This is a genomic window from Corynebacterium tardum, from assembly GCF_046717785.1.
Lineage (GTDB): Bacteria > Actinomycetota > Actinomycetes > Mycobacteriales > Mycobacteriaceae > Corynebacterium.
On sequence record NZ_CP177104.1, the window covers coordinates 1,083,723 to 1,100,000 of the forward strand.

Annotated in this window: 10 protein-coding genes; 6 read left to right on the forward strand and 4 right to left on the reverse strand. The window is 63.3% G+C overall.

Translation table 11 applies throughout. The annotated features are described in order from the left end of the window. Positions 1–4 precede the first annotated feature (4 nt). A complete protein-coding gene (locus ACLI1P_RS05285) occupies positions 5–1,447 on the reverse strand; it encodes a GH32 C-terminal domain-containing protein (protein ID WP_411709578.1) in 1,443 nt (480 codons plus the stop codon). 11 nt (positions 1,448–1,458) lie between these two features. After that, the gene (gene glgA, locus ACLI1P_RS05290; RefSeq protein WP_408930371.1) at positions 1,459–2,613 is read right to left on the reverse strand and encodes a glycogen synthase; all 1,155 of its coding nucleotides are present in this window, start codon (positions 2,611–2,613) and stop codon (positions 1,459–1,461) included. 199 nt (positions 2,614–2,812) lie between these two features. Between glgA and glgC the strand changes: the two genes are divergently transcribed. Then, positions 2,813–4,030: a glucose-1-phosphate adenylyltransferase gene (gene glgC, locus ACLI1P_RS05295; RefSeq protein ID WP_408930372.1), complete on the forward strand. Its 1,218-nt coding sequence runs from the start codon at positions 2,813–2,815 to the stop codon at positions 4,028–4,030. Between the two features lie 56 nt (positions 4,031–4,086). Here the strand turns inward: glgC and ACLI1P_RS05300 are convergent, their stop codons facing one another. Then, a complete protein-coding gene (locus ACLI1P_RS05300; protein WP_306507567.1) occupies positions 4,087–4,734 on the reverse strand; it encodes an O-methyltransferase in 648 nt (215 codons plus the stop codon). Positions 4,735–4,906: 172 nt separating this feature from the next. Between ACLI1P_RS05300 and sigE the strand changes: the two genes are divergently transcribed. The 3 genes from sigE (at position 4,907) to ACLI1P_RS05315 (ending at position 6,715) form a co-directional block, all read left to right on the forward strand. After that, on the forward strand, positions 4,907–5,536 hold the full coding sequence (gene sigE, locus ACLI1P_RS05305; RefSeq protein ID WP_306507568.1) for an RNA polymerase sigma factor SigE: 630 nt from the start codon (positions 4,907–4,909) through the stop codon (positions 5,534–5,536). Between the two features lie 139 nt (positions 5,537–5,675). Next, positions 5,676–6,083 (forward strand): anti-sigma factor family protein, encoded by a 408-nt coding sequence (locus ACLI1P_RS05310; RefSeq protein ID WP_306507575.1) that lies wholly within the window; start codon positions 5,676–5,678, stop codon positions 6,081–6,083. Positions 6,084–6,127: 44 nt separating this feature from the next. After that, positions 6,128–6,715 (forward strand): Sec-independent protein translocase TatB, encoded by a 588-nt coding sequence (locus ACLI1P_RS05315; protein ID WP_411709579.1) that lies wholly within the window; start codon positions 6,128–6,130, stop codon positions 6,713–6,715. Between the two features lie 3 nt (positions 6,716–6,718). Here ACLI1P_RS05315 and ACLI1P_RS05320 read toward each other — a convergent pair whose 3' ends face one another. Continuing rightward, the gene (locus ACLI1P_RS05320) at positions 6,719–7,858 is read right to left on the reverse strand and encodes an Mrp/NBP35 family ATP-binding protein (RefSeq protein ID WP_306507570.1); all 1,140 of its coding nucleotides are present in this window, start codon (positions 7,856–7,858) and stop codon (positions 6,719–6,721) included. A gap of 127 nt (positions 7,859–7,985) precedes the next feature. Between ACLI1P_RS05320 and ACLI1P_RS05325 the strand changes: the two genes are divergently transcribed. Next, the gene (locus ACLI1P_RS05325; RefSeq protein ID WP_411709580.1) at positions 7,986–8,759 is read left to right on the forward strand and encodes a hypothetical protein; all 774 of its coding nucleotides are present in this window, start codon (positions 7,986–7,988) and stop codon (positions 8,757–8,759) included. 267 nt (positions 8,760–9,026) lie between these two features. After that, positions 9,027–16,145 carry a G5 domain-containing protein gene (locus ACLI1P_RS05330; protein ID WP_411709581.1) on the forward strand — a complete coding sequence of 2,373 codons (7,119 nt, stop codon included), beginning with the start codon at positions 9,027–9,029 and terminating at the stop codon, positions 16,143–16,145. Positions 16,146–16,278 lie beyond the last annotated feature (133 nt).

Genomic DNA, 16,278 nt, shown 5'->3' on the forward strand with positions numbered 1-16,278 from the left:
GGATCTAGCGGCGCGAGCCGGAGCGAGTCCAGGACTGCTCAATGACCGCCTCACCGGTGGCCTCCACCTCGATGGCGGAGCAGCCGCCGTCGAAGTAGACGCGGGAGCTCATGGCCACGAGTCCGCCGTCGACGAATACCTCCACCGTGGCGCCGTCCTGGATGATGGTGAGGGTGTCCGAGTCGCCTTCGGCGAGCTCGGCGACCGCCGGAGCCGAATCCTTGAAGTAGTGGTCGAAGGCCTTCGACATGGAGCGGTCCAGGCTGATCTGAGAACCCGAGTGGCAGATAACTGTGGCGGGATCGCCGGCGCCATCGCGCAAAGTTACGGTGACGCCGGAGCCCTCCGGCACCTCCAGCACGCCGGTCCACGATTGGGCGCGGTCCGATAGTTTCACTGCATCCGGCAGGCCGATGGCCGGAGTCTGATACAGCACGCCGCCCTGCAGCGTGACGGAGCGCGGCAGCGACAGGCTGTTGGCCCAGCCCTCTGCCTCCCACGTGGGGTGCTTCGTGGCGTCGTCGCCGCGGCCGTTGCCGTTGAGCAGGCCCAGGATGACGGCACGGTCGTAGCGGTGCTCCTGGTCAATGGTGCCCGTGGTGGTGTTGGTGTTGCGCGGCCGGGAAAAGTCGTGGCCAAAGTCCACGAGCTGGAAGCCAGTGGACACGGTGAACTCGGTGCCGTCGAGGCGGCCGACGATGTAGCCCGAGACGTCGCGCCCGGCGCGCTCGAGGGTGACAAAGAGGACATCGTAAATCTCGCCGTCAACCTCATCGCGCAGGCGCACCAAGCGCGGGGAGACCACCGGCGGGATGGCGGAGGTGGCCGGCACCTCACCCTCGTCGAAGCCCGGATCGCCCTTAAATGTCAGGGGGCCGAGGAGGTTCCAGGAAGAGCCGTTGGGGCTGTCCAAAATTACCGGAACCGGGGCGTCGGAGTGGCCGGTCAGTGCCAGCATGATCCAGCCCTCGTGGCCCTCCTCGCGGTCGCCCTCGGCCCAATCCGGTACCACCGACGGCGAGCGGAAGCGGTCGAAGCTGGTGCGGGCGCCGACGGCCTCACCGAAGCGGACGACGTTGGGATCGAGCGCAGAGTCATCGTCGGAGACCTCGCACTCGTCGCGGAAGTCGGTGTAGCGAGCCAGGCGCACCGAGGTTCCCACCGAGGTCACCGAGGTGAAGTACAGGTGGAGGGCGTCGGGGCCCTCAGCCACCGAACCGGCGCGCAGGGACAGCTCGCCGCCGACGGGGGCAAGGACATCATCGCAGTCGAGCCACGCGTACGGGGTTTCCGCGGAATAGGTGTGGCCCCAGCGCGCAGGCTGGCCGGCGTTCGGGCGGTACTGGTGGAACAGGTGCCACGTATCGCCATCGCGCACGATGCCCGCGGGGGCATCGAGGATTCCGGAATCTGGTACGAAGTGAAGTTCTGGGCGGTGTTGAGTCACGGCAGTCCTTCCTACATCAACGAGCGGTAAATGTCCACGGTCTGCTGCGCGATGGTGGCCCAGGAGAAGTCCTGGATGGCGCGCTCACGACCGGCAGCGCCGAAGCGCTGAGCTAGGCTTTTGTCCGCTGCGACGCGGTTGACGGCGGCCGCGATATCCTTTTCAAAGCTCGCCTCATCCGCGGCGTCATAAGGGACCAAAAGACCAGTCTCGCCGTCGACGACGACCTCCGGGATGCCGCCCACGTTGGAGGCCACCACGGCCGTGCCGCACGCCATGGCTTCCAGGTTGACGATGCCGAGGGGCTCGTAGATGGAGGGGCAGACAAACACGTCGGCACCGGAGTACACCTGCTTGATCTCCTCCCGGGAGAGCATGTCCTTGACCCAAAAGACGCCCTCGCGCTGCGCACGGAGCTTATCGACGAGTTCCTCCGTCTCAGCCGCGATCTCCGGCGTATCGGGCGCGCCGGCGCACAGCACAAGCTGGACATCCTCGTCGAAATCCTGCGCCGCCTTGAGGAGGTGCTTAACGCCCTTCTGGCGGGTGATGCGCCCGACGAACGCGGCGACGGGGCGCTGCCGGTCCACGCCCAGGCGGTCCAACACCGCGGACTCACCCGGCTGCCAGGTCTTGGTGTCAATGCCGTTGAGCACCACGTGGACCTTGTCGGCTTCAATGCGCGGGTAGGCCTCCAGGATGGACTCCTTCATGCCGGCGGAGACCGCGATGACCGCGTCGGCGTACTCCATGGCGTTCTTCTCCGACCAAGAGGAGATGTCGTATCCTCCGCCGAGCTGCTCGCGCTTCCACGGGCGGTGTGGCTCGAGGGAGTGGGCGGTGACTACGTGCGGGATGCCGTAGAGGCGCCCGGCCAAGTGACCGCCGAGGCCGGTGTACCAGGTGTGGGAGTGGGCGACGTCAATATCGGAGGCCGCGTTGGCCATCCGCAGTCCGGTGGAAAGCGTCTTGATGGCCCCGTTGGCCTCCGCCAGCTCCGGATCGACGCCGTGGACGAAGACGTCCTGTTCTTCGCGCGGGGACCCCATGCAGTGAACGGATACGTCAATAATCTCGCGCATGAAGCGGGTCAGCTCCGCCACGTGCACGCCCGCCCCGCCGTAGATTTCCGGCGGGTACTCCTTTGAAAAAATTCCGGCTCTCATACCTGCCCAGAATACGGATCTTCGCCCCCGCGTGCAGGAGTCACGGAGAAGGATTCGCAGTGGGATCCACGGGGCGGCCACAGATCCGTGCGGTCCCTCTCGTCATCCCCCCGGAAGTGGGGCGGACGTGGAGGTAGTGGGGGTAAAAGCGTGCATATTTCTCCTGCGAAATGTGGAAAATGTCTATAGGTTGGAAGGCGTGAGAAGCCTTCCAAATGTCCTTGCCATTGTCCTCGCCGGCGGTGAGGGAAAGCGCCTGTTCCCGCTAACGGAGGACCGCGCCAAACCCGCCGTCCCGTTTGGCGGTTCCTACCGCCTGATTGACTTCGTGTTGTCCAACCTCGTCAATGCCGGGTTCCTCAAGATTGCAGTCTTGACTCAGTACAAGTCGCACTCCCTGGACCGCCATATTTCCCAGGCCTGGAACCTGTCGGGGCCCACGCCGCAGTACATCGCTTCCGTGCCCGCCCAGCAGCGCCGCGGCAAGCGCTGGTACAACGGCTCCGCGGATGCGATTGTGCAGTCCCTGAACCTTATCTACGACGAGCGCCCTGATTACGTCATCGTTTTCGGCGCGGACCACGTCTACCGCATGGACCCGGCGCAGATGGTGGAAGAGCACATTGCCACCGGCCTGGAGTGCTCCGTGGCGGGCATTCGTGTTCCGCGCTCGGAGGCCACGGCCTTCGGTTGCATCCAGGCAGATGGCATGGGCACGATTACTGAGTTCGTGGAGAAGCCCGCGGACCCGCCGGCGACGCCGGATGATCCGAACATGTCCTACGCCTCCATGGGCAACTACGTCTTCACTGCGGACGCTCTCATTGAGGCCCTGCTGCAGGATGAGAAGAACGAGGACTCCGCGCACGATATGGGCGGGGACATCATCCCGTACTTTGTGAACCGTGGTCAGGCGCATGTCTACGACTTCATGGCGAACCAGGTTCCGGGCTCCACCGACCGTGACCACGGTTACTGGCGTGACGTGGGCACCATCGACTCGTTCTACGAGGCACACATGGACATGATTTCGGTGCACCCGATCTTCAACCTGTACAACCGCGCGTGGCCCATCCATTCCACGGATGATTCCAACTTCCCGCCGGCGAAGTTCGTGCAGAACGGCATCGCGCAGTCCTCGATGGTGGCGCCGGGCTGCATCGTCTCCGGCGGCACGGTGCGCAACTCCGTGCTGTCCTCGGACGTGCACGTGGCCGACGGCGCGACGGTCGAAGGCTCTGTCATCCTCCCCGGCGTGCGCATCGGCCGCGGCGCGGTGGTGCGCCGCGCCATCATTGATAAGAACGTGGTGGTCAGCGATGGCGCCATCATTGGTGTGGACCGCGAGCGCGATGAGCAGCGCTTCAAGGTCTCCGATGGCGGCGTGGTCGTCGTGGGCAAGAACCAAACGGTCTAGCTCAACGCAGACAGAAAGCGGGGTTGCTGAGCGCAGCCCCGCTTGTGCGTTTGTGCCTACAGCTTCGTGATGAGGGTGAGACCTGCGCCGTAGGGCAGGCGGGTGACGGCTGCGCCGTCGAGGGTGCGGGCCGCCTCGTCGGCCTCGCGGGCGGCGGCGGTGTCGCGGTCGGTGCGGGAGGAGTCGGCCACTGTGCCGTCGAGAAGCGAGTTCGCTACCACCAGCGTGCCGTGCTGGTGCAGCAGTGGCCACGCCGCCTTGATGAGCGCCGGCATATCGAGCGCCGGGACCTCGGCGTAGATGACCTGGTAGGAATCATTGGCCAGGCGGCCCATGATATCGAGCGGGCGCGAGGGCAGGAAGCGTCCGCGGCTGGCGGGGTAGCCGGCGTCCCGGAAGGCCTGCTTGGCGCTTGCCTGGTGCTCTGCCTCCGGGTCGATGCAGGTAAGAATTCCGTTGTCCGGCATGCCGGCCAGCAGGTACAGGCCCACGACGGAGGCCGCCGGGGTGATCGCCACCGCTTGGGGGCGCTCGGTGGTACCGGCGGAGATCGCTGCGAGGGTGCTCAGCAGCTGGCCGGTGGCCTCGTCCGGTACCGGCAATCCGTACTCCTCAGCGTGGGCGCGCGCACCGGCGAGAGCCTCAGAGACCTCGCTGGTGGATTCGATGTAGGTTCGCAGTGCTTCATATGCCGTAGTAGTCACAAACCACGACTTTACTAGACCCGTACAGCGCGGCCGCGGCGTTGCCCACAATCGACGGGAAATACGTGAGAGATGTGGCGCGTGAAGCGCGTGAAAGGGGAGGGATGGATTCACAGGGCGTTCACAGCACCGTGGCTGGAGATCCGGCAGGGACTATAGAATGATGTACTTCATGACCAAGAAGCAGCGTGACGTTGAGACCGCCCTTAACTCCACCTCTGATGAGGAGCTGACGGGCACCGCCGCGTTTGATGCTGGTGAGTCCGCAATGCCGTCGTGGGGCGAGCTCGTGGCCGAGCACGCCGACGGTGTCTACCGCCTGGCCTACCGCCTCTCCGGTAACCAGCACGATGCTGAGGACCTCACCCAAGAAACCTTTATGCGCGTCTTCCGCTCGCTGCACAAGTACCAGGCGGGAACCTTTGAGGGCTGGCTGCACCGCATCACCACGAACCTGTTTCTGGATATGGTGCGCCACCGCTCCAAGATCCGCATGGAGGCGCTGCCGGAGGACTATGAGCGCGTGCCCGGCACGGACATGACCCCGGAGCAGGCCTACTCCGTGGCCAACCTGGACCCAGCACTACAGACCGCCCTGGATAGCCTGGCCCCGGACTTCCGTGTCGCCGTGGTGCTGTGTGACGTGGTGGGTATGAGCTACGACGAAATCGCAGAAACCCTCGGCGTGAAGATGGGTACCGTGCGCTCCCGTATCCACCGCGGCCGTTCTCAGCTGCGCGCTGCCTTGGAAAAGGAAGCGCAGACCAACGCGGACGCCCGCATTCTGCTCCGCACGCGCTAAACTGGCGCGACAGTGCTAGGGCACGCGCTCTTGGAAGCGGAGCTGTGGCGCCCGGCTACAGCGAAAGGCAGGTCAGAATAGTGGAGGTGTAGGACCAGTGGAGTCATCGCACGACAAGGACCGCGCGCAGTCTCTCACTATGCCGGGGATCTTTAACGCCGCCCAAGCCAAGGTGCGCGATAAAGCTAAGGCACGCGCACGACGCGCTGACATCATCGGCCACTTGGGCCCGGAGGCGGTGGTTGCGTTTGTGGACGGGGAGATGCCCGCCAAGTCCGCGCACCGCGTGCGCATCCACCTTGTGCACTGCCCGGAATGCCGTGCCGAAATTCACCAGCAGCGCAACGCGTCCGAATGGGTACGCGAGTGCAGCGTGGAATCCCACGTCAAGGCGCCGGACTCGCTGATGGCCAAGCTGGCCGGCATCGCGCGGGAAGGCGCCGGTCCGGGGCCCGATGCCGCCACGCCAGCGCACCAGCCGCGCCAAGATTTCCTAGACAAGGTGGAGATGGTCGTGCGCGCCATCAAACACAATCAACGCGGCTAACCCGCGCGAGCACGCAATGAACCAAGAGCAGATAAGATAGGTCCGTGTTTTCTTCAATCGGTTGGGTTGAGATCATCGTGGTGGTGCTTCTTGGCCTTGTCATCATTGGCCCGGAGCGCCTGCCCGGCGTGATCATGGACGTGCGCGCCGCTATCTACGCCGCGCGCAAGGCTATCAACAACGCCAAAGCCGAGTTGAACGGGGAACTGGGTGGCTTGGGCTCCGAGTTCGATGATCTGCGGGTGCCGCTGTCCCAGGCGGCGCAGTGGACGCGGCTGGGCCCGCGCGGGGTGATTACGAAGGCGCTTTTCGACGGCGACGATTCCGCCTGGGACGACTTCAACCCGAAGAAGATGGCAGAGGACATCAAGTCCAGCACCGCGCCGGTCGAGCCGCAGGGCACGCCCGCGGACAAGCAGGGGCAGAACCCTCAACAGTCACCGCAAGCCCGGCAAGCTCAGCAGGCTCAGTCCCCGCAGCGGCCCACCTTTGACTACTCGCAGGTGTACGCCGAGCAGCCGGCGGCCAAACAGGAGCAGCCGGCACAGCCTGAGCCAGTAAAACCAGAAACGCCCCCTCGCGGTGGCACTGGTTCCACCGGCGGGGGCTTTTCGTGGGGAGACGTGACCTAGCGGCTAGCCCTTGCGGGTCACACCCAGGCCCAACTTCTTGCCCACCAGGGAATCGGAGCGCACGGCAATCGTGTCGGCCACGGCGTTGATGGCCTGCGACGCGGGGGAGCTGGGGTTCTTGAGCACGGTCGGGGTGCCTTCATCGCCGGAGGAGCGCACCTCTGGGTCCAGCGGGACGGACGCGAGCAGCGGGACGTCGTGGCCCAACAGGACGCTGAGGCGCTGGGCGACGACCTCACCGCCGCCCGAGCCGAAGACATCCATGGTGGAGCCATCCGGCATGACCATCGCACCCATGTTCTCAATCACGCCGGCGACGCGCTGGCGCGTCTGCTGGGAGATGGAACCGGCGCGCTCGGCCACCTCCGCGGCAGCGGCCTGCGGGGTGGTCACAATGAGCAGCTCGGCGTTGGGGATGAGCTGGGCCACGGACAGGGCGATATCGCCGGTGCCGGGCGGCAGATCGAGCAGCAGCACGTCGAGGTCTCCCCAGAAGACGTCCGCGAGGAATTGCTGCAGCGCGCGGTGGAGCATGGGCCCGCGCCAGACCACCGGGGCGTTGCCCTCCACGAACTGGCCGATGGAAATGTGTTTGATGCCGTGAGAGATTGGGGGAAGCAGCATTTCGTCGTCAAGCACTGTGGGGCCCGCCGTCGAGCCGAGCAGACTGGGGACGGAGTGGCCGTAAATGTCGGCGTCGACAATGCCGACCTTGAGACCCTTTTGCACCAGCGCGGCGGCTAGGTTGACCGTCATCGAGCTCTTGCCCACCCCGCCCTTGCCGGACGCCACGGCGAAGACGCGGGTGGTGGATTCCGGCTTGGCAAAGGGGATTTCCGGCTCCGCCTGCCCGCCGCGCAACTTCTGCTTAAGCTCGCGGCGCTGCTCGTCGCTCATGGGCGTCATGGAGATGGAAATGGCGCCTACCCCGTCGAGCTCCTCCACCGCCGCGCGGGTATTGGACTCAATGGTGCTCTTCATGGGGCAGCCCGCAATGGTGAGGTAGAGCTCGATGTCCACGTCCGCGCCGTTGACGGTCACGGACTTCACCATGCCAAGCTCAGTAATCGGGCGGCCGATTTCGGGGTCGTCCACGCGCTCGAGCGCGGAACGAATGGCAGATTCAGTAATAGCGCTAGTCATAACCCCACCTATTCTAGTCACCACACAGTGCGCGGGCGACACCGTGCCCCAGCGCTGGGCGTGTAGGATCAGCACGACACAATTAACCTCTTCCCGCGGCACCTCAGTAAGGACGACTTTGCTCACTATGCCACCCACCGTCACCTCGCACCGCACAGTCACCCGCGTTGTCGGAGCGGTGGCCTCGGTGGCCGCTGTGGCGTCGGCACTAGCCCTGAGCTCCTGCACCCACGCCACTCCGCAGCCTCCGCTGGACCCAGCAGCGACGGCTCCCATCACCATCATGATTGACCCGGATTCCTACGAGCAGCGGGTGGTGGCAGAGATCTACCGCCAGACGTTGATGGACTTCGGACGCAACGCCACCGTGGCCCAGGAACCCATGTTGGTGCAGCACGATGACCACCACGATGGGGTCAGCCGCAACGGAAACTTCTTCATCGGCTGCACCGGCGTCTTCCTTAATGCCTTCAATCCCACCGAGGCCCGCGCGGTGTCCAAGGACTACGCCGCCGCTCAGAAGGAAAAGACGGGTAGTGAGGACTTCTTGGCGCGCACTCATATTTCCCTCATGGCCTCGCTTCCGCCGGAGCTGGCTGTGGTGGAGCCTGCTGGGGCAGAGGGGTGCTCCTCCGCCGAGCCGGCGCTGCCGGAAAACTACGTGGTGGTCTACGCCGACGGCCTGTTTGACCGCGAGGAAAAGCTCGAGGTCGCGTCCTTCACCAAGTTCCTCACCGAGCAAGACTTGGAGGAAGTCGTCGAAGAGGTTAAGGAGGCCGATAACTTTGAGACCGCCGTGCGCTCGTGGATGGAGGCCAACCTCATGCAGAATCTCAATGAGGAGGGGGACTCCGATTCTTCTGGTGGATCGGATTTGGTGAACGATACAAGCCAGAAGTAGTCATTTATATCGGGGGAGATGGGCCCGTGTGGGCAAGTAACGGGTGCTCTCCGAAAACCCGCTGAAAGTCCGAGTGAAAGTTATTAGGCTGTGGGCAAGAGCTAAGTACTCACTGAGGCTCGCCTAGAGTGAATTCTTGTGAATACTTTTGGTTCCTTGGTAGTTCATGCGTAAAATTTCTAGCTAACGACCATGTTTTACGCCAAAAACTCACTAAGAATTTGGGCGCAGTCGCAACTATTTCTCCCTAAGGAAGGACTCTCTCACATGGCTTCTGACCCCAAGAAGCTCGCGGCTCGGCGCCGCGTCAAATCCAGCGCTAAGACTGGCATTGCCACGATGTCCGCCATCGCTATCGCACTGGGCTCCTCGGCGGTTATTCCCGGCGTGTACAGCGAACGCCACAAGTACGAAGCAGTCGATATCCAGCAGGTGGCGGAATCGGAGAACACCGGCGGAATCCGCGGGGCCGATGGAAAGGGCGCCATCGAGCCGGCGGACCAGCTAGCCTCAGATATCGGTTCCGGCAGCTGTACCGTCAATTTCAGCGGCCAGCAGGGAAGCAAGGGCGGGTTCAGCTTCTTAATTTCGGAACCGTCTAAGGATACCCCTAACAGGCGAGAATTCGGCGTCAACGTCAAAATGGACGGTTCTAAGGATAGAACTTGGCGCGATTTCCTTATCTTAGGAAACAATAATGGTGCTCCTGTGCGAACCCATACCGTTGCCGCGTCCGCACCGGGTGATAGCCTTACGGGTGAGGATATTACCCACTCCACCTCGTCGGTGATGAGCATTGGTCGGCAAGGTCCGCGCGGTCCACTCACTGCGACGATTGCGGCTGACCTGAGTGCCGACGATATTGCGGAGGCAGCCACGGAAACCGGCGTGTCCTACGGTTGGAAGGATTCCTACACGGAGGACAATACGGACTCCACCAAGCACATTTTTAGGACCCCCAACGCCGAGGTCTCATTTAACCCATGGCCTAGTGAGAACGATAACTGTTCTGCGATCTCGGTTGACTGGGTACCGAAGGAAAAGCTCGTCATTCGTCCTGGCGAGGAGCTGAAGGTCGGTCATATTAACGCTGATGCTAACTCCATGCCTCGTATGGTGGCGGAGGCTTATGACGCCCAGGGCAAGTACATCGGTTCGAGCAACACCACTGCCTCTGGTGGGGAGCAGAAGCTGCGCATCGACGACAACGGCGACATTTTCTACACAGTGCCGAAATATAAGGGCACGAAGCTGTCCGCGCAGCAGGGCACTCGCTTTAGCGTTATGGCCCAGCCGCGTACGGTCAAGCAGCTGCGTGATGCGATCCCCTCCGATGCATTTGGTCAGGTCTTTGAGGAGTCCAATGGCCCCGAGCGCTACAGCAAACCCAACGTCATTTCGGGCCACCAGTGGAGCTTGGACGATACGCAGTTCCATGATCCGGAGTACAGCCCTGCGCAGCAGGCCATCCTTTCCGGTGTGGATAGCGAAAACGGCCCCATCGCCACCGGACCGCAGTCGGTGACCTTCAAACAGAGCGGCGACAAGATTGCTGATTTGGTGAAGTCCCGCGATGAGGGCGGCGTCGAAGCCGAGGTCAAGCTGGATACCCGCTACGTCTACACCGGGTGGAAAGCCACCATGGATCCGAACACCTACGAGGTCACGGTCACCGCTCCGCCGAACCCCGCACCGGGTACGTTTGCGCAGCCGCGCGTCATCGTGACCTACTCCAACGGCTCGCAGGACATCATTCCGCTGCTTACCGTCGTTGACCCGAACGACACCCAGGTCACCAACCTCACCGGACCGGGCTTGGTGCAGGGCGTACCAGGCAAGCCGATGACGGGCACCATCGATGTCGCGCCCGCCATGGACGGTCACGATGCTTCTACGCCGACGAGCTTTGAGGTCGACCCGGACACTGTCCCGGAGGGGTGGACGGTGGAGGTCAAGAATGACGGAACGATCACCGTCACTGCTACCTCCCCGGAGAATGCTGCTAACAACAGCAAGATCACCCCGAAGATCACGGCTCGCTACCCCGATGGCACAACCGATGAGGTCGAGGCCGTATTCCAGGTGACGAATAACGTCAAGGTGCCTGACTACACCGCGGTCACCGGCAAGGCCAAGGAGGAGGTAAAGCTTCAGCCAGCCATGCCGAATATCGGCTTGGGCGGCAACGCTGACGACGAGGAGCCAAACCGCTACACCTTCCCGGATGGCTCTTTGGAATACAAGACCGGTGACTGGACCGTTACTATCGACGAAAACACTGGTGAGCTCACCTCTACCATCCCGGATTCCGCACTTCCGGGAGCACAGATCACGGTTCCGGTCAAGGCCTACTACCCGAGCGGGGCGAACCCGCAGGTCACCACCGGCGCCATCAACGTCATTGGTGACGGCACTGGTGAGGATGAGGCTTCCTACCGGCCGCAGGTGACTAAGTCCGGCGTTCCGGTGACCTCGGATATCAGCACGCAGCTCTCCGATCCGAAGCTGGGCACCTATAAGCTGCCCTCTAAGCTGCCGCCGAACTGGACGTTCTCCATCGATGAGAACGGTACCGTGACCGCCACCCCGGATGAGAGCGTTCCCAATGGATCGAGCGTGTCCGTCCCAGTTGAGGTCACCTACCCGGATGGCTCCAAGGCTACGGTGCTGGCGGACTTTTCCGTCGTGGACGAGTATTCGAGCGCGAACAGCCCGTCCTACCCGACGGTGACTGGCAAGCCCGGCACGTCCGTCACGAGCACGGTGAACCGCACGCACCTCAGCGATGCCGCAGAGCCGAAGTTCTCCATCATCACCGATCCGAACGATCCTTCCTACATTGCGCCCCCACGTAACCTGAAGTGGGAGGACGTCAAGATCGACCCGGATACCGGTGACATCATCACCCCGATTGCCCCGAATGCCCTGCCAGGTTCCTCGGCCGACATCCCAGTCCGCGTCACGTACAAGGACGGCTCATCGAACAACACCATCGCCACCGTGGTGGTTGTTGCCAACCAGAACCAGGTCTACGAGCCGCGCTACCGCCAGCAGACCACGATTCCAGGCCAGCCGGTAGATTCCCCGATCCCGGATGAGTCCAAGGTCCCGGAGCGTGACCTCATCCAGGATCCGTCCAAGCGTTACAGCGTGCCGGAGACCCTCAATGGGTGGACGCTTAGCGTCGATGAGAACGGCAACGTCACCGCCACTCCTCCGGAGGACGCCAAGCCTGGCGATGGCGTCGATGCCCCCGTTACGGTTACCTACATCGACGGCTCAACCGATACGGTCTATGCACCATTTAAGGTGAAGTCCCAGCAGAAGGACATCAATGAGCCGGTGTATCCGGTGGAGTCCACAAAGCCGGGAACCCAGGTGACTCGCAACGTCAACTTGAACAATGCGCCGTCCGATTCCACGTTCTCCTTCGGCGTGGGCGAAGATGGAAACCCGATCAAGAAGACGACTGTTGACGGGTGGGATTACGAAATCGACCCGCGTACCGGTGAAGTTTCGGTCACACCGCCGAGCACGGCGAAGCCGGGTGACAAGCAGATCACCAACGTCACCGTGACCTACCCGGACGGGTCTACCGATCTAGTCCCCGTGGGCACCGTGGTCAACCTGACGAAGAACTACGAAGCCGAGCCCACATACCCGCCGGAGACCGTTTTCCCGGGTGAGACCGCAACGGCGCCGCTGGACCTGAAGCTGCCGGATGGCATCAAGGTCGCTGAGGACGATCCGAAGACGGGCACGAAGCCATACCGCATCGAGCCCACGGACGACATGAAGCCGACGGGCCAGGACAACGAGTTCGGCAACCCGACGTACTACTACACGACCGATCACGGCAATTGGATTGTCGGTCTTGATGCAAACGGCAACGTCGTGGCCACGGCCCCGGACCAGGCCGAGCCGGGCGATTCCATTGACGTTCCTGTCACCGTGACGTACGACGATGGATCGCAGGACAAGGTCACCGCACCCATCACCGTCAAGGATGTGCCGACGCGCAAGGTGCCTTTCGACGTTGAGTACGTCTATGACCCGGCAATCCCCGCAGGCACCTACGAGGTCGTCACCGAGGGCAAGGCCGGCGAAGAGAAGCAGAAGGGTGACGGTACGTGGGTGCAGACCTCCGCACCGACCAACGAGGTCGTGAAGGTCGGCACCAAGCCGGCCGAAGCCGCTAAGGACGTCACCTGGACTGCGCCGACCCCGTATAGCACGGTGACCCGCCCGAACCCGGACTTGGCTCCGGGCGAGACCAAGGTGGTCCAGAAGGGTGTCAACGGCGAGCGTAAGTACACCGCAAAGTTCACCGCGACGGGCGACCAGGCCTCTGTAGCCGAGAGCGAGGAGACCAAGGCCCCAGTTGAGGAGATCATCGAGTATGGCCCGAAGGCCGAGGACACCTCCGTGGTGACCAAGACCGAGAAGCCGGTGCCGTTCGAGACGAAGGTGACGTTCGACGACACCTTGGAGGCGGGCCAGCAGGTTGTTGACAAGCAAGGCGAACTCGGCACCGACGTCGAGACCTCCACGCAGAAGATCGTCGACGGCAAGCCACAAGGCGACCCCGAGGTCAGCACCGAGCGCACTAAGGAGCCGGTCGCTGCTGAGATCCGAGTGGGTACTAAGACCACCGGTGAGAACACCGAGTCCTTTAAGGCGGAAGCACCGTACAAGGTCGTCGTTAAGTACGACCCGACCATGCCGGCAGGCGAGTCCAAGGTGACCACCCAGGGCGTGCCGGGCGAGAAGACGGTGACCATCAAGCGCAACATCACCAACTCCACCCCGGACGGTGAGCCGACCGTGACCGAGGAAATCACCAAGGAACCAGTTGATGAGGTCATCACCGTGGGCACCAAGCAGGCCACGGCGTCCGACACGGTGGAGTGGACCGAGCCGATTCCGTTCAGCACCACTGTGCGCCCGAACCCGGACCTTGCACCGGGCGAGACCAAGGTGGTCCAGGAAGGCAAGAACGGCGAAGCGTCGTATACCGCTTCCTTCACCGGAACTGACGGTAAGGCCGAGGTGACCGAGTCCAAGGATCGCACCGAGCCTGTCGAGCGCATCGTCGAGTACGGCCCGCGGGCCGAGGACACCTCCGTGGTGACCAAGACCGAGAAGCCGGTGCCGTTCGAGACCGAGATCGTCTTTGATGATTCGCTGAAGGCGGGCGAGCAGGTCGTCGACAAGCAAGGCGTGAACGGTACTGAGGTGGAGACCTCCACGCAGAAGATCGTGGACGGCAAGCCTTCTGGCGAGCCGACCGTGACCACTGAGCGCACCCAGGAGCCGACCAACGCGGTCATCCGCGTGGGCACCAAGACTGAGGGCACGAACACCACCGAGTCCGAGGTTGAGGTTCCGTTCGAGACCGAGATACAATTCGACGACTCCCTGCCTGCTGGAACCCAGGAGACCGTCCAGGAAGGCCAACCGGGCAAGGATAAGGTCACCACGACCCAAACCATCGAGAACTCGAAGGTCACGGGTACCACGACCGAAACCGAGCGCGTCAAGGAACCGGTGAAGAAAATCATCAAGGTCGGCACCAAGGGCGCGACCACCTCCAAGACTGTGGAGTGGACCGAGAACACCCCGTTCGAGGTGGAGGTTCGTGAGAACCCGAACCTCAAGGCCGGCGAGACCAAGGTGGTCCAGGAGGGCAAGCCGGGCGAGGTCAAGCACACAGTGACGGTGATTACCAACAACGGCGAGATCTCCACTGATGACTCAACCGAGACCGTCAGCGAGCCGACGAAGCAGATTATTGAGGTCGGCACCGCGCCGTCCCAGACCGAGCTGACCGATAAGCACACCGAGCAGCTGCCGTTCGAGACCCTCATTGAGGTGGACCCGAACCTGGAGGCCGGCAAGGTGGTCGAGGACCAGCCGGGTGCCTTCGGCTCCAAGGACGTCACCAAGGTCTGGCAGCTTAAGGACGGCCAGGTTGTGGGCGACCCGGAGGTTTCCGAGAACGTCACCAAGGAGCCGACCCCGCGCAAGCTGCGCGTCGGTGCCAAGCAAGCTACCGAGACCTCTGAGGTTCCGGTCCAGCAGGACCGCGGCTTCTACGGCGCCGAGCTGACCAAGCCTGGACAGTCTGCATCCCAGAGCATTCAGGACGGTGCTGAGGGCAACACCTACGAGATTGGTGCGCTCCCGGCCGGCTGGACTGCGACCGTGGATGAGAACGGTACGGTTACGGCCACGCCGCCTGCCGACGCTAAGTCGGGCGACTACGCCGAAATTCCAGTGACGGTGACCCCGAAGGGTGGCAAGCCCTATGTGGCCAATGCCGTGTTCATTGTCAAGGAGGACCAGGCGGTTGACCCGACGGACCCGACCGATCCGACTGACCCGGAGATCGTCACGGCCCCGACCTACAACCCGGACGTCATCACAGCCGGCGACACCAAGACGGTCACCATCAACACCGGCCACGTCGAGGGCAACTCCTACGAGCTGGGCGAGGTCCCGGCCGGTTGGACCGTGACCATTGATGAGACCACCGGTGAGCTGACGGTTACCCCGCCGGCCGATACTCCGAGCGGCACCATCAAGGAGATCCCGGTGAAGGTCACCACCAAGGACGGCGAGGTCTTCGATGTGAAGACCGTCATCGGCGTGGTGAGCGACAACTGCGGCTGCGACCCGGTTGAGCCGACCGATCCGACGGACAAGCCCGACCCGTCGGACAACCCGGACCCGAGCGAGAACCCGGCCCCGACGGACAAGCCGGACCCGACCGATAAGCCCGAGCCGACGGACAAGCCCGAGCCGACGGACAAGCCCGACCCGACCGATAAGCCCGAGCCGACGGACAAGCCCGACCCGACCGATAAGCCCGAGCCGACGGACAAGCCGGATAAGCAGAGCTCCGAGGGCTCGAGCGTTTGGCCGGTTCTCGTACCGCTGATCCTGGTTCCGGCGATCATCGGCCGCATCTTCGGCCACAACCAGGGCTCCTCGTTCCCGGACTTGAGCCCGAAGGATCCGTCGAAGCCGGAGACTCCGGCAAAGCCGACTGATAAGCCCAAGACGGAACCGAAGGACGAGCAGCCGAAGGACGAGGCGAAGGCCACGGAGTCGCCGGAGGCTCCGCGCACGGAGGACGTCGAGTCGACTGACGTGACCTCCACCGTCCAGGAGACCACCGCGCCGACTACTGGAGCGGCGCAGAACACGGCGGCACAGAGCACCGCGGAGACGTCCTCCACCAGTGCTCCGAGCTCCTCGTCGAGTTCCTCCTCGCGCCACCTGGCTAATACCGGTGCTAGCGTCCTAGGCATCATCGCAGCCGGCCTGGCACTGATTGCCGGTGCTGTGCTTATCCTGCGCCCCGGTCGTCGCAAGGAGTCCTAGAAAAGCTCTTAGAGCTTTCTAGGCCGCGGCCTGCTCGGCCGTGAGACAATGCCCAAGCCCTTCTTTGGGGCTTGGGCATTAGTCGTTTTCACCGCTGTGGCCGCTGGCAGCGCTGTGTAGCGGGGGGGAGGAG